The 19,717-nt window shown below is 66.9% G+C and carries 15 protein-coding genes; 6 read left to right on the top strand and 9 right to left on the bottom strand.

Features of this window, described 5'->3' with window-relative positions:
* Nucleotides 1–206: 206 nt before the first annotated feature.
* The 3 genes from secY to E5675_RS20675 are packed head-to-tail and all read left to right on the top strand — an operon-like array spanning nucleotide 207 to nucleotide 3,020.
* Nucleotides 207–1,580, top strand: coding sequence for a preprotein translocase subunit SecY (gene secY, locus E5675_RS20685; RefSeq protein ID WP_136176160.1), 1,374 nt, complete (start codon nucleotides 207–209; stop codon nucleotides 1,578–1,580).
* A gap of 48 nt (nucleotides 1,581–1,628) precedes the next feature.
* Nucleotides 1,629–2,288, top strand: a complete 660-nt coding sequence (locus tag E5675_RS20680; protein WP_210727577.1) for an adenylate kinase — start codon at nucleotides 1,629–1,631, stop codon at nucleotides 2,286–2,288.
* 48 nt (nucleotides 2,289–2,336) lie between these two features.
* Entirely contained in the window at nucleotides 2,337–3,020 is a 684-nt protein-coding gene (locus E5675_RS20675; RefSeq protein WP_136176159.1) for a hypothetical protein, read from the top strand.
* Here the strand turns inward: E5675_RS20675 and E5675_RS20670 are convergent.
* Both E5675_RS20670 and E5675_RS20665 read right to left on the bottom strand, forming a co-directional pair.
* Nucleotides 3,017–3,559 (bottom strand): DUF177 domain-containing protein, encoded by a 543-nt coding sequence (locus tag E5675_RS20670; RefSeq protein WP_136176158.1) that lies wholly within the window; start codon nucleotides 3,557–3,559, stop codon nucleotides 3,017–3,019. The two genes, E5675_RS20675 and E5675_RS20670, sit on opposite strands and share 4 nt — an antisense overlap.
* Nucleotides 3,556–4,089, bottom strand: coding sequence for a ubiquinol-cytochrome C chaperone family protein (locus E5675_RS20665; protein ID WP_136176157.1), 534 nt, complete (start codon nucleotides 4,087–4,089; stop codon nucleotides 3,556–3,558). The genes E5675_RS20670 and E5675_RS20665 overlap by 4 nt, the downstream gene beginning before the upstream one ends.
* Before the next feature lie 159 nt (nucleotides 4,090–4,248).
* Between E5675_RS20665 and bamE the strand changes: the two genes are divergently transcribed.
* Nucleotides 4,249–4,734 carry an outer membrane protein assembly factor BamE gene (gene bamE, locus E5675_RS20660; RefSeq protein WP_210727576.1) on the top strand — a complete coding sequence of 162 codons (486 nt, stop codon included), beginning with the start codon at nucleotides 4,249–4,251 and terminating at the stop codon, nucleotides 4,732–4,734.
* Between the two features lie 124 nt (nucleotides 4,735–4,858).
* Here the strand turns inward: bamE and E5675_RS20655 are convergent, their stop codons facing one another.
* Nucleotides 4,859–7,123, bottom strand: coding sequence for an NADP-dependent malic enzyme (locus tag E5675_RS20655; protein WP_136176155.1), 2,265 nt, complete (start codon nucleotides 7,121–7,123; stop codon nucleotides 4,859–4,861).
* Nucleotides 7,124–7,277: 154 nt separating this feature from the next.
* On the opposite strand from E5675_RS20655, the gene mutS reads away from it, so the two are divergent.
* Entirely contained in the window at nucleotides 7,278–9,941 is a 2,664-nt protein-coding gene (mutS, locus tag E5675_RS20650) for a DNA mismatch repair protein MutS (RefSeq protein WP_247594713.1), read from the top strand.
* A complete protein-coding gene (locus tag E5675_RS20645) occupies nucleotides 9,938–12,697 on the top strand; it encodes a [protein-PII] uridylyltransferase (RefSeq protein ID WP_136176154.1) in 2,760 nt (919 codons plus the stop codon). The genes mutS and E5675_RS20645 overlap by 4 nt, the downstream gene beginning before the upstream one ends.
* Nucleotides 12,698–12,715: 18 nt before the next feature.
* Here the strand turns inward: E5675_RS20645 and E5675_RS20640 are convergent, their stop codons facing one another.
* The 6 genes from E5675_RS20640 to E5675_RS20615 all read right to left on the bottom strand — a co-directional run bounded on the left by E5675_RS20640 (nucleotide 12,716) and on the right by E5675_RS20615 (nucleotide 19,540).
* The gene (locus E5675_RS20640) at nucleotides 12,716–13,129 is read right to left on the bottom strand and encodes a nuclear transport factor 2 family protein (protein WP_136176153.1); all 414 of its coding nucleotides are present in this window, start codon (nucleotides 13,127–13,129) and stop codon (nucleotides 12,716–12,718) included.
* Nucleotides 13,130–13,217: 88 nt separating this feature from the next.
* Nucleotides 13,218–13,769, bottom strand: coding sequence for a methylated-DNA--[protein]-cysteine S-methyltransferase (locus E5675_RS20635; protein WP_136176152.1), 552 nt, complete (start codon nucleotides 13,767–13,769; stop codon nucleotides 13,218–13,220).
* A gap of 232 nt (nucleotides 13,770–14,001) precedes the next feature.
* Nucleotides 14,002–14,967, bottom strand: coding sequence for an alpha/beta hydrolase (locus tag E5675_RS20630; RefSeq protein ID WP_136176151.1), 966 nt, complete (start codon nucleotides 14,965–14,967; stop codon nucleotides 14,002–14,004).
* A 41-nt stretch (nucleotides 14,968–15,008) separates the two neighbouring features.
* Nucleotides 15,009–17,396 carry a phenylalanine--tRNA ligase subunit beta gene (gene pheT / locus E5675_RS20625; protein ID WP_136176150.1) on the bottom strand — a complete coding sequence of 796 codons (2,388 nt, stop codon included), beginning with the start codon at nucleotides 17,394–17,396 and terminating at the stop codon, nucleotides 15,009–15,011.
* Nucleotides 17,393–18,493: a phenylalanine--tRNA ligase subunit alpha gene (pheS, locus tag E5675_RS20620; protein ID WP_136176149.1), complete on the bottom strand. Its 1,101-nt coding sequence runs from the start codon at nucleotides 18,491–18,493 to the stop codon at nucleotides 17,393–17,395. Before pheS ends, pheT begins: the two co-directional genes overlap by 4 nt.
* 144 nt (nucleotides 18,494–18,637) lie before the next feature.
* Nucleotides 18,638–19,540 (bottom strand): helix-turn-helix domain-containing protein, encoded by a 903-nt coding sequence (locus E5675_RS20615; protein ID WP_136176148.1) that lies wholly within the window; start codon nucleotides 19,538–19,540, stop codon nucleotides 18,638–18,640.
* Nucleotides 19,541–19,717 lie beyond the last annotated feature (177 nt).

Raw genomic sequence — 19,717 nt, 5'->3', positions numbered from 1 at the left:
TCTGGCAAAGGGGCGGCTCGGGATACGGGCCGCCCCTTCGTCGTTTGGCGATCTGATACTTCCCGTTCGATACGAACGGATGACGCAGCCGGTATCGACGAGCTGCGTTGCAAAATAGGCCTTTCCCCTTGCGCTTCGCGACCGCCGAACGCACATAGGCGCCGGGTCGCGGGGGGCGCGGCCCGGACTATCCGAGGAAAACACCCATGGCCTCTCGCGCCGACCAGCTTGCATCCAACCTCAATTTCTCGAAGTTCGGTCAGGCGACCGAACTCAAGAACCGCATCTGGTTCACGATCGGCGCGCTGATCGTCTTCCGTTTCCTGTCGTTCGTGCCGCTTCCGGGCGTCGATCCGGTCGCGCTGTCGAACCTCTATTCGCAGGCGGCCTCGGGCGGCGTCCTCGATATCTTCAACACCTTCTCGGGCGGCAGCCTCGAGCGCATGAGCATCATCGCGCTCGGCGTCATGCCCTATATCACCGCATCGATCGTCGTGCAGCTGGCGGCGGCCTTGTCGCCGAGTCTCGCCGCGCTCAAGAAAGAGGGCGAGAGCGGGCGCAAGAAGCTCAACCAATATACGCGCTACGGCACCGTCGCGCTGACCGCGATCCAGGGCTATTTCATCGCCGTCGGGCTTGAAACGCTCGGCGCGAGCCAGGGCATCGCCGCGGTCGTAGACCCCGGCATGATGTTCCGCGTCGGCGCGGTCATTTCGATCGTCGGCGGCACGCTCTTCCTGATGTGGCTCGGCGAGCAGATTACCAGCCGTGGCATCGGCAACGGCGTCTCGCTGATCATCATGGCGGGCATTCTCGCGCAGTTGCCGCGCAGCTTCGCGCAGATGTTCACGCAGGTCCGCGAAGGCTCGATGGGCGGCGGCACGATCATCGCCGTCATCGGCGGCGCGATCGTGATCATCGCCTTCATCAGCTTCATGGAACGCGCGCAGCGCCGCGTGCTGGTCCAGTATCCGAAGCGGGCGACGCAGCGCGGCGTGATGCAGGCCGACCGCAGCCACCTGCCCTTGAAGGTCAACACCGCCGGCGTCATCCCGCCGATCTTCGCCTCGTCGCTGCTGCTGATGCCGCTGACGGTGACGCAGATGATGGGCCAGAACGTCCAGGGCGACACCGCGACCGGCGATTTCCTGATCACGCTCAACCAGTATCTCGCGCACGGCCAGCCGCTCTATATGGCGCTCTATGCCGCGGGCATCATCTTCTTCTGCTTCTTCTACGTCGCGGTGGTCTTCAATCCTGAGGAAACCGCCGACAATCTGAAGAAGCAGAACGGTTTCATCCCCGGCATCCGCCCGGGCAAAAATACGGCGACCTATCTCGACTTCGTGCTGACTCGCATCACCGTGCTCGGTGCGGCCTATCTGGCGGCGATCTGTCTGATCCCCGAATATTTCATCGCCGGATCGGGCCTCCCCTTCCAGCTCGGCGGCACCAGCCTGCTGATCATCGTGAACGTCACGATCGATACGATCAGCCAGATCCAGAGCCACATGCTCGCGCATCAATATGGCGACCTGATCAAGAAGGCCAAATTGAAAGGCGGCGTTGCGCGGCGCTAAGGCGCCCGCTACGGCACTCGCGACACGGTAGGGCAAACAGGGGTCCCCATGACGCTGAATATCATTCTGCTTGGTCCGCCGGGAGCGGGCAAGGGTACGCAGGCTTCGCGGCTCGAGGACGAGCATGGCATGGTCCAGCTCTCCACGGGCGACATGCTGCGCGCCGCGGTCAAGGCGGGAACGCCGATCGGCCTCCAGGCCAAGGCGGTGATGGACGCGGGCGAACTCGTCTCCGACGCGATCGTCTCGGGCCTCATCGGCGAGCGGCTCGACGAGCTCGGCCCCGACGTCTCGGTGATCTTCGACGGCTATCCGCGCACCGCGGCGCAGGCCGACGCGCTCGACACCATCCTCTCGGACCGGGGCCGCAAGCTCGACCATGTGATCGAACTGCGGGTCGAGGAAGACGCGCTCGTCGACCGCATCACCGGCCGCTTCAGCTGCGCCAAGTGCGGTGCAGGCTATCACGACCGCTACAAGCTCCCCAAGGTGGAGAATGTTTGCGACGTTTGCGGCAGCGACGAATTCAAGCGCCGTCCCGACGACAATGAGGAAACGGTGCGCACGCGCATGGCCGAATATCGCGCCAAGACCGCGCCGATCCTGCCGATCTACGAGGCGCGCGGCATCGTCACCCATGTCGACGGCATGGCGCCGATCGACCAGGTCAACGACGCGATCGAAACGGTCCTGGCAACCGCTGGCTAGCCAGCGTCCCCCGCGCCGGTTATTGAGGCGTCAAGGGGGATAGGGCTGATGAGGATTTCGCGATTTTCGACCGGCGCGGCGTTCGTCGCCGCGTTCGCTGTCGCCCCGGCGGCAAGCGCCAAGATCATCGATCAGGGCGAGATCGGCTTCACCGTCGCGCACACCGCGCAAGTTGCCGCGACTCCCGCCGACGTCTGGAAAATGCTCCGCATGCCGCAAAGCTGGTGGTCGAAGGAGCATAGCTGGTCGGGCGACGCCGCCAATTTCTGGCTCGATTCGCAGGCCGGCGGCTGCTTCTGCGAAAAGCTGCCCGACGCCGGATCGGGCGTCGGCAGCGTCCAGCACGCGCGCATCGTCTTTGCCAAGCCGAACGAGATGCTCCGCCTGTCGGGCGCCTTCGGCCCGCTGCAGGGCGAAGCGCTCGCCGGCACGCTGACGATCCAGATCAAGGAAACGCCGACGGGCAGCGCGCTGCGCTTCGATTATGTCGTCGGCGGCTATATGCGCTTCAAGGTCGCCGACATCGCACCCGCGGTCGACAAGGTGATCGGCGAGCAATTGCTCGGCCTCGCCAATGTGCTCGGCGGGCCGCTGCCACCGACGCGCGACGAAAAGGCTGCCGAAACGCCGAAGGAAGAAGCGCCCGCCGCGAAGGATGAGCCCGGGCTCGACGCCGCGGTCGCCGACCTGGTCGAGGAAGAGGCGAAACCCGCGCCCGACGAAGGTCGCTAGGCGCCGGGCTTGCCGCGCAGTTTGGCGAGCGCGGCGAACGGCCCCGCGGCCTCTTCGCTGAGCACGCCCTTTTCGGCAAGGATGCGGTCGGCGTCGGGGTGGCGTGGAAAAGGATTTAGCGCGAGCGAAAGCGTCTGCACCGCGGCCTCGCCCAAATCGATCCGGTCGCCCTCGAGCGGCAGCAGGTCGAGATCCTCGCTGCCGATCTCGATTTCTTCCTCCTCGCTTGCAGGCGCATCGACGTCGCGCAGGAAGCGCAGGTCGAACGGCTCGACGATCGTCGCAGAGACGGGCAGGTCGGTCGCGGCGCACGCCTGTACGACGTCGGCGCTCACCTCGCCCTTCGCGGCAATTCCGCCCGCGATCGCACGAACCTCGGCGGTGAGGACAAAGCGATCGAGCGCGAGCAGACCGAGCCGGCGGGCGATCGCAGCGCGCGCGCCGGTGTCGGCTTCGACTGCAATGGCGCGGCCGTGCGCCGCGTCGGCCAGCGTCACGATCAGCGAAAATTCGGGCAGCGAGAATTCGGCCGCGGTCACGCCCGCGCTCCGTCCAGCCGGGAGGCGACGACCAGATCGGACACCGGCGTAGCCGCGAGCTCCGCGCGGAGTGCCGCGACCTCGGTCATCACATGCGCCAGCCCCGCTTCGGGGGGGGCGTTGCCGCGCCACAGGTTGCGGACCAGCGCCTCGCGCAATTCGGCCGAGCCGTCCGCGGCACGATAGGCGCCGAGCCGCCCGCCGAGCGCGCTCATCATCCGTCCGACCTGCTTGCCGACGACCATGTCGCCGAACCCGATCTGGCGCATCTGCCCGTCCATGTCGTTCACGAACAATTCGGTGAGCTGGACGCCGGCAAGTCCCTGTCCGGGGTCCTCGTCGATCCGGTGCAGCACGAGCGAAAGCACGAGGCTGATCATGTCGAAGCGGCCGTCGAGCGTGTCAGGCACCGCCCCCATCGCATACCAGTGCGGCGCGCGCGCGGTGGTGACGACGGCATCCCATAGCGGGCGGCGCGCCTCGCGCGGATCGGGCTCGGATTTGAAGAGTTTGCGGAGCGAAGAAAACATGGCGCAACGCTTAGGCCGAATCATGTCGGCGGAAAAGGGGCCTGAGTCAGCTTGGCGCAAGCTTTGCCGCGGCATAAGCCGCTTGTGCGCGCCGACCGCTTGCGGTTAAGAGGCGCGATTGCCAGCGCCCGACACGAGCGGCGCAACGGAGATATGTTGATGCCGACCCATGACCCGAAGCTTCCTGTCCGCCCCGCGCGTCTGATCGTCGCCGGGCTGGCGCTCGCGTTGACCGTTGGCGGCTGCGCGCAGCTCAAGGGGCGGCAGGGCTATGTTGCCGATCCGGCGCTGACCCAGGCGATCACCCCCGGCGTCGACAATCGCGAGTCGGTCGAAAAGACGCTCGGCCGTCCGACCTTCGTCGGACAGTTCGGAACCGACGAATATTATTATGTTTCGCGCGAAACGCGCCAGCTCGCCTTTGCGCGGCCCCGCCCCGTCGACCAGCAGGTGCTGCGCGTCCGCTTCGATGCGGCGGGTAACGTCGCCGCGGTCGATCGCACCGGGCTCGAACTGGTGAACAAGATCAGCCCCAACGGCGACAAGACGCCGACGCTGGGCCGCGAACGCAGCTTCTTCGAAGACATCTTCGGCAATATCGGCGCGGTCGGCGCGCCGGGCGCGGGCGCGCCCGGCGGGCGGTAATTTTTGATACTTCAGCAAAGCTGAAGCGTAGCGGCCCGGCCTGCTCCCGACCCGGCCGCCGTTAGTTTACTGTCGTTGGGGAGGCCGGGTGGGCAGGCCGGTGCCGCATTCGGCGTTAGCCGGACTATTGTGCGATTCCGCCCGCCGCGAGCACGGCCAAGGTAACGAGGTCCGACGCGGTCGACGCCATCGTCGCGACCTGCACCGGATTCTCCATGCCCACGAGCATCGGACCGATTACAGCACCGCCGCCGAGTTCGCGCAGCAGCTTTGCCGACAGGTTCGCCGACTGCAGCCCCGGCATGACCAGCACATTCGCGGGCCCCGACAGGCGGCAGAAGGGATAATTCTTCATCACCTTCTCGTTCAATGCGACATCGGGCGCCATTTCGCCTTCATATTCGAAGGCCGGTTTCCGCCGGTCGAGGATCGCCACCGCCTCGCGGATGCTCTCGAGCCAGCTCCCTTCGGGATTGCCGAAAGTCGAATAGGAGAGGAACGCGACGCGCGGTTCGTGGCCCATGCGCCGGGCGACCTGCGCGGTCCGTTCGGCGATGTCGGCGAGCATCTCGGCGGTCGGCCGTTCGTTGACCGTCGTGTCGGCCATGAAGATCGTGTGATGCTGGTCGACGAGGACGTGGATGCCGAACGGCGTCTTGCCCTCGGCATGGTCGATCACGCGCCTTATCTCGCGCATCGATTGCGAATAGGTCCGCGTCGTGCCGGTGATCATCGCATCGCCGAGCCCCATCTTGAGCAGCAGCGAGCCGAAGATATTGCGGTCGCGGTTAACCATGCGCTCGACGTCGCGGCGAAGATATCCGCGCCGCTGCAGCCGCTCGTAGAGCATGTCGACCATCTGCGGCACATGGGGCGAATTGACGCTGTTGTGAACCTCGAAGCTTTCGGCGTCGGCGACGCCCATCGCGCGCAATTTGTCGTGCAGCCCCTCGCGCCCGACGAGCACCGGAATGCCGTAACCGCCGTCGCGGAACTGAATCGCGGCGCGCAGCACCACCTCTTCTTCGCCTTCGGCAAAGACGACGCGTTTCGGATTGTTGCGCGCGGCTTCATAGGCAAGCGTGAGGACCGAGGTCGTCGGGTTGAGCCGGGCGCGCAGCCGGGTGCGATAGTCGTCGAGATTCGCGATCGGCCGCTGCGCGACGCCGGTATCCATAGCAGCCTTGGCGACTGCGGCGGGAACGATTTCCATCAAACGCGGGTCGAAGGGCGAGGGGATGATATATTCGGGGCCGAAGCTCGACGCGCGCCCTCCGTAAGCCGCGGCGACTTCCTCGGGCACCTGCTGGCGTGCGAGATCGGCGATAGCGTAGGCCGCCGCGATCTTCATCTCCTCGTTGATCGCGGTCGCATGGACGTCGAGCGCGCCGCGGAAGATGAAGGGGAAACAGAGGACGTTGTTGACCTGATTCGGATAATCCGAGCGCCCGGTTGCGATGATCGCGTCGGGCCTTGCCGCGCGCGCGTCGGGCGGCGAGATTTCGGGATCGGGGTTCGCCATCGCGAAGATGATCGGCGCCGGCGCCATGTCCTTGACCATTTCGGGCTTGAGCGCGCCGGCCGCCGAAAGCCCGAGGAACACGTCGGCGCCCACCAGTGCTTCGGTCAGGTCGCGTGCTTCGGTGGGCACAGCATGCGCCGACTTCCACTGGTCCATGCCGTCGGTGCGGCCTTGGTAAATCGTGCCCTTGCGGTCGCACATGATCACATTTTCATGTTTGACGCCCATCGCCTTGATCAGTTCGGTACACGCGATCGCGGCGGCGCCCGCGCCGTTGACGACGACCTTCACCGTCGAAAGGTCGCGCCCGGTCAGGTAACAGGCGTTGATCAGTCCGGCGGCAGTGATGATCGCGGTGCCATGCTGATCGTCATGGAACACGGGGATGTTCATGCGCTCTTTCAGCGCGGCTTCGATGATAAAGCAGTTGGGCGCGGCGATGTCTTCGAGGTTGATGCCGCCAAAGCTCGGCGCGAGCAGTTCGACCGCTTCGATGAAACGCTGCGGATCTTCGGTATCGACCTCGAGGTCGATCGAATCGACGTCGGCGAAACGCTTGAAGAGCACGGCCTTGCCTTCCATCACCGGCTTCGAGGCGAGCGCGCCGAGATTGCCGAGGCCCAGGATCGCGGTGCCGTTCGAGATCACGGCGACCAGATTGCCCTTGATCGTATAGTCATAAGCCTTGGCGGGATCTTCGGCGATCGCGTTGACCGGCACCGCGACACCCGGCGAATAGGCAAGGCTGAGGTCGCGCTGCGTCGCCATCGGCTTTGATGCGACGATCTCGATTTTCCCGGGCCGGCCATATTCGTGGTAAAGCAGGGCCTCGCGGTCGGAAAATTGCACCTTGCTGCCGCTGTCCATTCTGTATCCTCTCGAAATTTCCACAAGATGCGCGCCCGAATATTTCCCCTAGCGCCGCCCCGCGAAAATGTAACCGGCAATGTTGCACGTCGATGGCGGCGCGAGTGCGTCGCCCGGCCTTGCCATGCCGCCCCCAGTCACTAAGCAGGGTCCGATGTCCGCCACCGCCCGAACCGCCGCCAATATGAACACTGCCGCGCCCGCCGCGACGCCGATGATGGCGCAATATTGGTCGCTGAAGGACAAGGCCGGCGATTGCCTGCTTTTCTATCGCATGGGCGATTTCTTCGAGCTGTTCTTCGACGATGCGAAGGCGGCCGCCTCGACGCTCGACATCGCGCTGACCTCGCGCGGCGAGCATGGCGGTGCGCCGGTGCCGATGTGCGGCGTCCCCGTCCATTCGGCCGAATCCTATCTCGCGCGGCTGATCCGCGCCGGGCACCGCGTCGCGATCGCCGAGCAGGTCGAAACCCCGGCGGAGGCGAAAGCGCGCGGCGGTTCGAAGGCGCTCGTCGCGCGCGACATCGTGCGTTTCGTGACGGCGGGCACGCTCACCGAGGAAAGCCTGCTTGAAGGACGCAGCGCGAACCGGCTCGCCGCGCTCGCGCAAGTCGGCAGCGAGGGCGAGGTTGCGATCGCCGCCGCCGATATTTCGACCGGTCGGTTCGAGGTCGTCGCGGTGCCGGCGGCGGCGGTCGACGCCGAACTCGCGCGGCTCGCGCCGTCGGAGCTGCTGTTGAGCGAAAGCGCCGACGAGCTTCCGATCACCTCGGCGCGGCAGGTCGTGCGCCGGCCTTCGTCGGACTTTGCGAGCACGGGCGCGCAAAAGCGGCTCGAAGCCTTTTTCGGCGTCCAGACGCTCGACGGTTTCGGTCAGTTTTCGCGCGGCGAGATCGCCGCGATGGGCGCGCTCGTTGCCTATCTCGATCATGTCGGCACCGGCGGGCCGACCTTCCTCCAGCCGCCCTTGCGCCACCTCGCCTCGGGACGAATGGCGATCGACGCAGCGACGCGCGAAAGCCTCGAACTCGTCCGCACGATGGCGGGTGCGCGCGACGGCAGCCTGCTCGGCACGATCGACCGCACGGTGACGGCGGCGGGGGCGCGGCTGCTCGCCGACGATCTTGCGAGTCCGCTCACCGACAAGACGGCGATCCTCGACCGGCTCGACCTCGTCGACGCACTCGCGCGCGATGCACTGTGGCGGGGCGAGCTCCGCGCGGCGCTTCGCGCGCTGCCTGACGCCGGGCGCGCATTGGGCCGCCTCGTTGCGGGGCGCGGCGGACCGCGCGATCTCGCGCAGCTTCGCGATGCGCTCGGCGGTGCGCGGTTGCTGCGCGAACATCTCGCGCGGCGCGCCGACCTGCCGCCGTTGCTCGCGCGGCTGCTTCCCGGGCTCGACGGTCACGGCGCGCTCGTCGACGAACTCACCCGTGCGCTGATCGAGACGCCGCCGGTCGATGCCGCGCAGGGCGGTTATGTCGCCGAAGGCTACGACCATGCGCTCGACGCGCTGCGCGAAACCGCGCGCGACGGACGCAAGGCGATCGCATCGCTCGAAGCGCAATATCGCGACCGAACCGGCATTGCCTCCTTGAAGATCCGCCACAATGGCGTGCTCGGCTATCATGTCGAGGTGCCCGCAAAGCATGCCGACGCGTTGATGGCGCCCGAATCGGGTTTCACCCACCGCCAGACGCTCGCTGGCGTCGTGCGCTTCAACTCTTCCGACCTCCACGAGGCCGCGAGCCGGGTGACGCAAGCGGGCGTCCACGCGGTCGCCGCCGAGGCGGCGCATCTCGAAGCCCTCACCGACGCCGCGATCGGCCGCCGCGAAGCGATCGCGGCGTCGTGCGACGTGCTCGCGCGCCTCGACGTCGCCGCGGCACTCGCCGACCATGCGATGAGCCACAGTTGGTGCCGTCCCGACCTCGCCGAAGAGCCTTGCCTCGACGTCAGCGGCGGGCGCCATCCGGTGGTCGAGGCGGCGCTCGCGAAGGCAGGCGAACGCTTCGTCCCCAACGATGTGTCGCTCGCCGAAACCGACCGGCTGTGGCTCGTCACCGGCCCCAATATGGGTGGTAAATCGACTTTCCTCCGCCAGAATGCGCTGATCGTCGTGCTCGCACAGGCAGGCGGCTTCGTCCCCGCGGCGGCGGCGAAGCTCGGGCTCGTCGACCGCCTGTTCAGCCGCGTCGGCGCGAGCGACAATCTCGCGCGCGGGCGCTCGACTTTCATGGTCGAGATGGTCGAGACCGCCGCGATCCTCGCACAGGCGACCCCGAACAGCTTCGTAATCCTCGACGAGGTCGGGCGCGGCACCTCGACCTATGACGGGCTCGCGCTCGCCTGGTCGGTGGTCGAGGCGGTGCACGAGGTCAACCGCTGCCGCTGCCTCTTCGCGACCCATTATCACGAGCTGACGCGGCTGGCCGAAACGCTCGACGCGCTCTCGCTCCACCACGTCCGCGCGCGCGAGTGGCAGGGCGATCTGGTGCTGCTCCACGAGCTTGCCGAAGGGCCCGCCGACCGCAGCTACGGCCTTGCGGTCGCGCGGCTGGCGGGCGTCCCCGCGCCCGTCGTCAAGCGTGCCGAGGCGGTGCTCGCCAAGCTCGAAGCGGGGCGCGAGGCGACCGGCGGGCTCGCCGCGGGGCTCGACGACCTGCCGCTCTTCGCGGCGACGCTCGCCGCTGCGCCCGAACCGCCGAAGGACGCGTTGCGCGAAGCGCTCGGCGCGATCGACCCCGACGCGCTCGCGCCGCGCGAGGCGCTCGAGGCGCTCTACGCGCTCAAACACATGCTGGCGGACGAGACATGAGCAATCTCTTCGACAATCTCGACCAGCGCCGCGCGATCATCGACCGCCGTGATCTCGCGGCGCGGCTCGACGCGATCGCCGCCGAAACGAACGATTCGGGCGCGCGCCGCCGTGCGATGGTCGCGCTGCTCAAGGACGCGCTCGACGCCGGACGCGGCGAGATCGAGCGCCGGCTGCTCGAACGCCCCTCTTCGGGGCGCGTCGCGGCGAATGCGATGGCGTTCCTGATCGACCAGATCGTCCGGCTCAGCCATGATTTCACCACCGGCCATCTCTATCCCTCGGCGAACCGCTCGGCGGGCGAGCGCATCACGCTGATCGCGGTCGGCGGCTATGGCCGCGGCGAAATGGCGCCGCACAGCGACATCGACATCGGCTTTTTGACCCCGTTCAAGCAGACGAGCTGGACCGAGCAGGTGATCGAGGCGCAGCTTTATACGCTGTGGGACCTCGGGCTGAAGGTCGGCCATTCGTCGCGTTCATTGGACGAGATGGTGCGCGCCGCGAAGGAGGATCTCACGGTCCGCACTGCGTTGCTCGAAGGGCGCTTCATCTGGGGCGACCGTGATCTTTACGACCAGGCGTCGGCGCGCTTCGATGCCGAGGTCGTCGCGGGCAACGCGCGCGCCTTCGTCGCCGACAAGCTCGCCGAGCGCGACGAACGTCATAAAAGGATGGGCGATTCGCGCTATGTCGTCGAACCCAATGTGAAGGAAGGGAAGGGGGGGCTTCGCGACCTCCACACGCTTTTCTGGATCGGCAAGTTCATCCACCGTGTGCGCACCGTGCCCGAGCTCGTCGATGCGGGGCTGATGTCGGCGCGCGAGTTGCGCCAGTTCGAGCGCGCTGAAAATTTCCTGCTCGCGGTGCGCTGTCACCTCCATATCCTCGCGGCGCGCGCCGAGGACCGGTTGACCTTCGATTTCCAGCGCGAGATCGCGAGCCGCATGAAATTCGCAGACCGCCCGGGCAAGAGCGCGGTCGAACGCTTCATGCAGCTATACTTCCTCCACGCCAAAAGCGTCGGCGACGTCACCGGTACCTTCCTTGCGCATCTCGACGATCAGATGGCGGCGCGCGGGCGGCGTTTCCTGCCGACGATTCGCCGGCGGCCGGGCAAGCTCCACGGCTTCGTCCTCGACCGCGGGCGGCTCGCGCTGCCGGCGGAAGATTTCTTCGCGAAGGACCCCGTCCGGCTGGTCGAGATTTTCGCGCTCGCCGACAAGCATGGTCTCGAAATCCATCCGCAGGCGATGCGGCAGGCGCGCCACGACGCCAAGCTGATCGAGACGCAGAGCGTGCGCCGCGATCCCCGCGCCAACGAGCTGTTCCTCGACGTGCTGACCTCCCCGCGCGATCCCGAAACGGTGCTGCGCTGGATGAACGAGGCAGGGGTGTTCGGCCGCTTCGTTCCCGACTTCGGCCGCGTCGTCGCGCAAATGCAGTTCGACATGTATCATCATTATACGGTCGACGAGCATACGATCCGCGCCATCGGGCTGCTCGCCGATATCGAGCAGGACCGGCTCAAGGACGATCATCCGCTGTCGACCGCGATCATGGATCAGATACACTCGCGCCGCGTCATCTATGTGGCGGTTCTGCTCCACGACATCGCCAAGGGCCGCGGCGGGGACCATAGCGTGCTCGGCGCCGAACTCGCCCTTCGGGTATGCCCGCGGCTGGGCCTGAACGATGCCGAGACCGAGACGGTGTCGTGGCTCGTGCGCTACCACCTCCTCATGTCGGCGACCGCGTTCAAGCGCGACCTCGCCGATTTCAAGACGATCCTCGACTTTGCGCAGATTGTGCAGAGCGCCGAACGCCTCCGGCTCCTCCTCGTACTCACGGTCGTCGATATCCGCGCGGTCGGGCCGGGCGTTTGGAACGGCTGGAAACGCCAGCTGCTGACCGAGCTCTTCGACGCCGCCGAAGAAGTGTTGCGCCTCGGCCACAAGCAGAAAGGGCGCGAGGCGCGGATCGAAAGCAAGAAGGAGGCCGTTGCCGCCCAATTCGGCTTCGATGCCAAGACGTTCGAAAAGCTCGCGAAGCGGCTCCCCGAAAGCTACTGGATCGCAGAGCCGGTCGAGGTGATCGCGGCGAACATGCTCCATATCCGCCAGGCGGGCGATGCGCCGCTCCATATCGCCGCGGTGCCCGACGACGATCGCGGTGCGACGCTGGTGATGGTGCTCGCCGCCGACCACCCCGGCCTCTTCTATCGCATCGCCGGGGGCATTCACCTCGCCGGTGGAAACATCATCGACGCGCGCATCCACACGACCCGCGACGGGCTCGCGCTCGACAATTTCCTCGTTCAGGACCCGCTCGGCCGGCCGTTCGACGAGGCGGGCCAGATCGGCCGGCTGACCCGCGCGATCGAGGACGCGCTCGCCAACCGCCAGAAGCTGCTCCCCAAACTCGAGGCGCGCGCGCTGCCGCGCACCCGCGCAGAGGCCTTCCGCATCGCTCCCAGCGTCTTCGTCGACAATAAGGCTTCCAATCGTTTTACGGTGATCGAGGTCAATGCGCAGGACCGCCCCGCGCTGCTCAACCAGCTTGCCTATGCGCTCTTCCAGTCGAAGGTCACGGTGCACAGCGCGCATGTCGCAACCTATGGAGAGCGGGCGGTCGACACATTTTACGTGACCGACCTGATCGGCGACAAGATTGACAGCGCGGCGCGGGTGAAGAGCCTCGAAAAGCGCCTGCTCGAAGCCGCGGCGAGCCGCAGCGAGGAAGCCGTCGCGGCCTGATCGACGCGCTGCGGCCGATCACCCCAAGGCGTTCGTTTCGGCCAAGCGGTCGAACATCGGATGGTCCGAATGAATGTGGTTTTCGACCACAAAGCCGTCCTTCAGGATCAGGCGATCGACGCCCGTCATTTCATTGGGGCCGACCGGAAAGTCCCCGCGGATCACCCATCGCACAAAAGCTGTGTCGCCGCTTACCGCGTGGTCGGTGACCTCGACTTCGAATGCGTCCAGCGCTGACAGGAAATTCGCGATGGCTGCAATATAGGCCTCGCGCCCCGCGACCGGCTCCGCCGCGCGCGGCCAGCGCCCGACGACTTCGGGCCAGACGACCGGCGCCACCATCTGAGGGTCGCGTCCGCGCGACCAGAAATATTCGAAACCCTCGACCGTCCAGCGGACCGATGGGGCGGTGTCGTTCAATGCTTCGGTCATGCGGGCCTCCTTGCTTGTCGAAGGCCAGCGTAGCGCCTCGGGTAATGCGATCAATTATGCCGCAGGTAATGGCCGAACGGCCGGCGCGCTAGAAATCGAACCCTTGCTGGACCGGCGTAAGCGCCACGCCTTCGAGTTCGAGCATGCGCGCCTTCGATAGCGCGCCGCCCGGCGCAGAGAACCCGCCGATGGCGCCGCCCGCCGCCAGAACGCGGTGGCAGGGGATGATCAGCGGCACGGGGTTTGCCGCCATCGCCTGCCCGACCGCGCGGGCATGTTCGGGACCGGCATCGAGCGCGCGCGCAACGGCGCCATAGGTGGTCGTCTCACCCCAGCCGAGCGTGCGCACATGATCATAGACGCGGGCAAAGAAGGGCGGCTGATCGCCCGGCTCGACGGCTATTGTGAAAAATTCGATGCGTTCGCCGGCAAAATAGCGGGTCGCGGCGTCGATGACCGCCGCGATTCCGACCGGCGGTGCGGCCCGGACCGCGCCGGGCAGGCGGCGCAACATCGCGCGCTCGGTTTCGGAGGCGGTCGGCGCAGGCAGCCGCAGCGCAGTGACACCCGCGCCCGCCCAGCCGAGCGCCGCGATTCCGGCGGCGGTCTCGAAAAGCTGATACTGGCTTTGCCCGGCCATGCGCGTTTCTCCGTCGTTGCCAGAGATATAGTATCCTATCGCGCCGACGCCATAGAGCAGGGATTCGACGCGCGGCGGTCGGTGGTATTTGGTGGTGAGGAGACGTTGCTACCTCATCCTCGTCATTCCCGTGAAACCGGGGCCCAGTGGCTACGCTGGCCCGCTGGGCTCCCGCTTTCGCGGGAATGACGAAGAGACGGAATGGCGGCTTCCGCCGAACCCCACACGACAATCAATCCTCAACCCCCATCGGCCCCGTCATCGCCGCGGCCGCCGCGAGCAGCCCGCCGTTGAAACGCTGCGACAGCGCCGCGTCGGGGATCGCGTTGAACGCATGGATCGCCCCGGCATAGCTGTGCAGGTCGATCGGCACCCCCGCCGCAACGAGCCGCCGGGCATAGTCGAGATTCTCGTCGAAGAAGAGATCGAGGCTGCCCGTCGCGATATAGGCGGAGGGCAAGCCGGTCAGGTCCTCGGCGAGGCTCGGCGAAAACCAGCCCCGCCGTTCGTCGTCGGCCTTGTAACCACCCTGCAGCGCGCGCCAGCCGAAGCGGTTGCTCGCGCGCGTCCAGATGAACTCGCCCGTCGCCGGGTTGGCATAGGGGCAGGTTTCGCTGCCCGTCCGGTGATCGAGCATCGGATAGGTGAGCAGCTGGCCGGCAATCGCGGGACCGCCCAGATCGCGCGCCATGATCGCGAGTGCGGCTGCCAGCCCGCCGCCCGCGCTTTCGCCCGCGACGACGATGCGGTCCGCATCGAACCCCAGCGCACCCGCCTGCCCCGCAAGCCATGCCAGCGCCGAATGGCAATCCTCCTGCGGCGCCGGGAAGGGGTGCTCGGGGGCAAGCCGATATTCGACCGACGCCACCGGCACGCCGGCCGCCGCGGCGAGCGCGGCGGGTCCCGCCTGCATCTGTTCGACCGACCCCATCACCATGCCGCCGCCATGGATGTGCAGGATCGCGCCGCCGCCGCGGCGCGTTTCGGCAGGGCGATAAAGGAAAATCATGATGTCGGGACCGCCGTGGATCGACGGCACGAACAGCTTTTCGGGCGCGATCACCGGCGGCGGCAGGATCGAATAGGTTTCGGCCGCGCGTGCGCGAATCTGCGCGATCGGCGCGGCGTCCAGATCGACGCGTGGAAACAGGTCGATGATTGGCGCTATCTCGCGATCGACAAGGTGGCGGGTGTCCATATCAAACCTTCCCTTTCATCCATCCTGTCGGCCGGACGGCCTCACCCCCTGAGAGTCGCCCCGGCCTTCGCCGCCGCAGCGACGATCTTGTCGGCGATCGCCTTCAGCTCGGCATCGGTGAAGCTTTTCTCTTGCGGTTGCAGTTCGACCTCGACCGCCAGGCTCACCTGACCCTCGGGCACGCCCGGCCCGGCGAAGCGGTCGAACAGCCGCGCATCGACGATGCTCGCCTTGTCGGCGCCGCGGATTGCGCGCACCAGTTCGGCGGCGGTCAGCCCCGCGGGCGCGAGGAAGGCGAAGTCGCGGCGCACCGATTGCAACGCGGGCGGTGCGAACGCCGCGCGGGCGGGGCCGCTCGCGCGCTTCGCGGGAATCGCGTCGAAGAAGATCTGCACCGCCATCACCGGGCCGTCGACATCGAACGCACGCGTCAACGCAGGGTGGAGCGCGCCGAATTCGGCGAGCACGGCCTTGGGGCCGAGGCGCAAGGTCGCCGATTGGCCGGGATGCCAGATGTTGCCGGTCGAGACGCCTTCCATCACCTGCAGCCGGTCGGCGGGCGCGCCCGCGGCTTCGAGCAGCGCCAGTGCGGCGGCCTTGGCGTCGAACGCATCGAACGGCGTGGCCTTGCCCGCCTGCCAGCCGCGCGCGCGCTTGTCGCCCGCCATCAGCATGGCGAGCGTCGGATGCTCGGCACCGGCGAGGTAGCGCCGCCCGATCTCGAACAGGCGGATGCTGTCGGCGCCGCGATTCTGGTTGCGCTGCGCTGCGGCGAGCAGGCCGGGGAGCAGCGACGGGCGCATGACCTTGAGATCTTCGCTGATCGGGTTGGCGAGCGACCAGATGCCGCCGCCGAAGGGCGCGGCGTCGCTTTCACTGATGAACGACCAGGTCACTGCTTCGTCGAAGCCCGCGGCGGCCGCCGCGCGGCGCAGGCGGCGTTCGATCAGCTGTTCGGCGGTCGCGGTCGGCTTCGCCACGCCATCGGAGCGTGGCAGCGGAACCGATGCGATCGCATCGAAACCGGTGATACGCGTGACTTCCTCGACCAGGTCGGGCGCGCCATCGACATCGCGGCGCCAGCTCGGCACTGCCACCTGCCAGCGGCTGCCCTGTTCGATCACGCTGAAACCAAGCGCCGCAAGTATCTCCTTCTGCCGCTCGGGCGCGATCGCGATGCCCCCGAGCGTCGCCGACAGCGCCGGGTCATAATCGACCGTCTTCACCTCGGCGGGCGGGGTGCCTGCGCGCGTCACCGCCGACGGCGTGCCACCGCAGATGGTCAGGATATGCTGCGTCACGATCGCGGTCGCATCGTCGAGGAACGCGGGGTCGACCCCGCGCTCGAAGCGGCTGCGTGCGTCGCTCGAAAGGCCGAGCGCCTGGCCCGTCAGCGCGATGCGTTCGGGGGTGAAATAGGCGATCTCGATCAGGACGTCGGTCGTCGTCTCGCTGCACCCGCTATGCTCGCCGCCCATGATCCCCGCGATATCGTGGACTTCGCGATCGTCGGCGATCACCGTCATCGTGTCGGTGAGCGTGTATTCCTTGCCGTTGAGCGCCGTGACGGTTTCGCCCTGCTTCGCGCGCCGCGCGACCAGCGCGCCCGAAAGCTTGGCGCGATCATAGATATGGCTTGGGCGGCCAAGGTCGAACATCACATAATTGCTGATGTCGACGAGCGCCGAGATCGAGCGCTGGCCGACGGCTTCCAACCGGCGGCGCATCCATTCGGGTGCCGTGCCGTTGGTGACGCCGCTGATCGTGCGGCCGAAGAAGGCGGGGCAGGCCTCGACATCGTCGGTCCGGATTTCGGTTGCGGGCGCACCCTCGCCGGCGATCGTCGGGACCTCGAGCGGCTTCAGCGTGCCGAGCCCCGCAGCGGCGAGGTCGCGCGCGATCCCGCGCACGCCCATGCAGTCCTGCCGGTTCGGGGTGATCGAGATATCGACCACGGGATCGCCCGCGCCGCTGTAGTCGGCGAAGGGCGTGCCCACCGGCGCGTCGGCGGGCAGCTCGATGATCCCGTCATGGTCGTCGCCGAGTTCGAGTTCGCGCGTCGAGCACATCATGCCGTTCGACTCGATGCCGCGCACCGCGGCGACCTTTAGCTCCATGCCGTTCGCGGGGACGATCGCGCCGGGCAGCCCGAGCACGCCGATCAGGCCCGCGCGCGCATTGGGCGCGCCGCAGACGACCGTCAGCGGTGCGCCACCGTCGCCGGTATCGACGGTCAGCACCTGCAACTTGTCGGCCTGCGGATGCTTTTCGGCAGTCAGCACCTTGGCGACACGGAAACCCGCGAGCTTCTCGGCGGGGTTTTCGACGCCTTCGACCTCGTGGCCGATGCGGTTCAAGGTCGCGACGACATCGGCGACGGTGAACTCACCGTCGAGATGGTCGCGGAGCCAGTCGAGCGTGATCTTCATGCTGAAATCCCTCCGCTCAACGTCGGGACACTCAGCGCGCCGAACCCGTAGTGCGCCAGCCAGCGCAGGTCGCCGTCGAAGAAGGCGCGCAAATCGTCCATGCCATATTTGAGCATCGCGAGCCGATCGACACCGACCCCGAAAGCGAAGCCCTGCCATTCGTCGGGGTCGAGCCCGCAATTCGCGATGACGCGGCGGTTGACCATGCCGCTGCCGAGCAATTCCATCCACGCGTGGCCGTCATCGTCGCCGTTGCCGCCGACGATGCGGCGGCCCTTTTCCTGTTTATAACCGACATCGACCTCGGCCGACGGTTCGGTGAAGGGGAAATAGCTGGGGCGCAGGCGGAGCACGATGTCATCGCGCTCGAAATAGGCCTTGAGGAAGGTCTCGAGTGTCCATTTGAGGTGCCCCATATGAATGCCGCGGTCGATCACGAGGCCTTCGACCTGATGGAACATCGGCGTGTGCGTCGCGTCGCTGTCGCTGCGATAGACGCGCCCCGGAGCGATGATACGGATCGGCGGTTCCTCGCTCATCATCGTGCGGATCTGCACCGGCGAGGTGTGCGTGCGCAGCAGCATCGCGCGGCCTTCGGCGTCGTTCATCTGCGGCGGGAAATAGAAGGTATCGTGCATCGCGCGCGCCGGATGCGTTTCGGGAATGTTGAGCGCGGTGAAGTTGCGCCAGTCATCCTCGATCTCGGGCCCGGTCGCGACCGCGAAGCCCATGTCGGCGAAGATTTCCGCGAGCTCGTCCATCACCTGACTCACCGGATGCACGCTGCCGCGCGGGGCGGCGTCGGCGGGAAGCGTCATGTCGATCGCTTCGGCGGCGAGTTTAACGTCGAGCGCCGCCGCGTCGAGCATGGTCTTGCGCGCGGCGAGCGCGGCGGTGACGCTCTCGCGCAGGGCGTGGATCAGCGGCCCCTGCGCCTGCCGTTCTTCGGGGCTCATGCCGCCCAATGTCTTGAGCAGCGCGGTGATGCTGCCCGCCTTGCCGAGTGCGGCGACGCGCAGCGCCTCGATCGCAGCCGCATCAGGCGCTGCTTCGATGTCGCCCAGAAGCTGGGCCTGGATGGCTTCGATATCGCTCATCGTCATTCGTCCTGTTCCGGCGGCGCTGCCGCCGCCGGTATCATCTTTCCGTGAGTCCGTGGATAGGCGGCTGCCCGCGCGTCCGTCGTCCGCCGCTTGCACCGAAGGCACGGCGCGGGTCAAGTCCGTTGGCCGAAAAGCGGCCTATCCGGCGGGTTTGTGGAGCCCCTGCACTGCCGCGCCCGCCGCCGCCGCCCGCGCGAACGCCGCGGCGCCCAATATCGGCTTGGGCCGCGCCGCGTAGTCGCGGGGGCTCATCCCCATGAAACGCTGAAAATCGCGGGTAAATTGCGCCTGATCATAATATTGATGGTCCATCGTGTCGATCCACGCCATCGACGGATCGAGCATGAAGCGCGCGAGGCTGCGCAAAAAGCGTTGGCGGCGCAGCAGCAGCTTGGGGGAGAAGCCGAAGGCGCGATGGCTCAATCGCTCGATCGAGCGTTCGGAAAGGCCGAGCTTCGCCGAAAGCTCGGCAACGCTCGACAGACCGTCATCGACGAGCGCGCGGTGCGCGGCGAGGACGGCGGGATCGTCGGGCGGCGCATCGGCAAGCAGCGTGCAGAAATGGGCGTCGATCAGCGCCGCTGCGGCATCGACGTCGTTGGTCTGCCGCAACCGCTCGGCGAGCGGTGCGAAGCGGGCAAAGGCCGGATGCGCGCCGCCGTCGCAGAGACGGTCGGCGAATTCGTCGGCAGGCAGCGGAATGAATTTGGCCCATCCCATCGGAAGCACGCCGATACCCCAGGTCCGCATATTGCCCGCGGCAAAATAGGTGGCCTGACTCGTCGGGCCGGTGACGATGAAGCGCGGGGTCTTACGCGCTGGCGCGTCGCCGATCGCCGCGAGCGGCGGGTCGCCGTCTATAAAGCGCAGGTTCGCCCATTCGGGGTGCAGATAATCCTCGACCCGCGAACCGTCGGCGACGCCGGTCTCGCTCAGATAGATGGTGCTGAGATAGGGGCGGAGCGGCTCCGACAGGGAAAAGAAGCGTGTCGAGATACGCGTGCGGTCGGACGAGGCGAAGGGTGCGTCGCGGTGCGGCATGTTGTTTCGTTTTAGCGCGCAAAACGCATAAAAAACAATGTCCGGAAGCTATTCTCTGTCGGGTTCTTACAATTTTATGGGCTGCGGCTGCTGCATAGTTGCGTTGCCTGCTCCGAAGGGGAGTGAGCGCGGGGAATCGAACGTGACGCCAGAGGATGGGGCTTGGCGGGGACCTGA

This window comes from Sphingopyxis sp. PAMC25046 (assembly GCF_004795895.1).
Classification (GTDB): Bacteria; Pseudomonadota; Alphaproteobacteria; order Sphingomonadales; family Sphingomonadaceae; genus Sphingopyxis.
This window is presented reverse-complemented; position numbering and strand designations above follow the sequence as displayed.

Coding starts and splice junctions, on each gene's coding strand:
- E5675_RS20635 (WP_136176152.1), bottom strand. CDS start 13,769: ATGGCCGGGCAAAGCCAGTATCAGCTTTTCGAGACCGCCGCCGGAATC.
- E5675_RS20665 (WP_136176157.1), bottom strand. CDS start 4,089: ATGTTTTCTTCGCTCCGCAAACTCTTCAAATCCGAGCCCGATCCGCGC.
- E5675_RS20680 (WP_210727577.1), top strand. CDS start 1,629: ATGACGCTGAATATCATTCTGCTTGGTCCGCCGGGAGCGGGCAAGGGT.
- E5675_RS20630 (WP_136176151.1), bottom strand. CDS start 14,967: ATGGACACCCGCCACCTTGTCGATCGCGAGATAGCGCCAATCATCGAC.
- mutS (WP_247594713.1), top strand. CDS start 7,278: ATGTCCGCCACCGCCCGAACCGCCGCCAATATGAACACTGCCGCGCCC.
- bamE (WP_210727576.1), top strand. CDS start 4,249: ATGCCGACCCATGACCCGAAGCTTCCTGTCCGCCCCGCGCGTCTGATC.
- secY (WP_136176160.1), top strand. CDS start 207: ATGGCCTCTCGCGCCGACCAGCTTGCATCCAACCTCAATTTCTCGAAG.
- E5675_RS20645 (WP_136176154.1), top strand. CDS start 9,938: ATGAGCAATCTCTTCGACAATCTCGACCAGCGCCGCGCGATCATCGAC.
- E5675_RS20640 (WP_136176153.1), bottom strand. CDS start 13,129: ATGACCGAAGCATTGAACGACACCGCCCCATCGGTCCGCTGGACGGTC.
- pheT (WP_136176150.1), bottom strand. CDS start 17,396: ATGAAGATCACGCTCGACTGGCTCCGCGACCATCTCGACGGTGAGTTC.
- pheS (WP_136176149.1), bottom strand. CDS start 18,493: ATGAGCGATATCGAAGCCATCCAGGCCCAGCTTCTGGGCGACATCGAA.
- E5675_RS20675 (WP_136176159.1), top strand. CDS start 2,337: ATGAGGATTTCGCGATTTTCGACCGGCGCGGCGTTCGTCGCCGCGTTC.
- E5675_RS20615 (WP_136176148.1), bottom strand. CDS start 19,540: ATGCCGCACCGCGACGCACCCTTCGCCTCGTCCGACCGCACGCGTATC.
- E5675_RS20655 (WP_136176155.1), bottom strand. CDS start 7,123: ATGGACAGCGGCAGCAAGGTGCAATTTTCCGACCGCGAGGCCCTGCTT.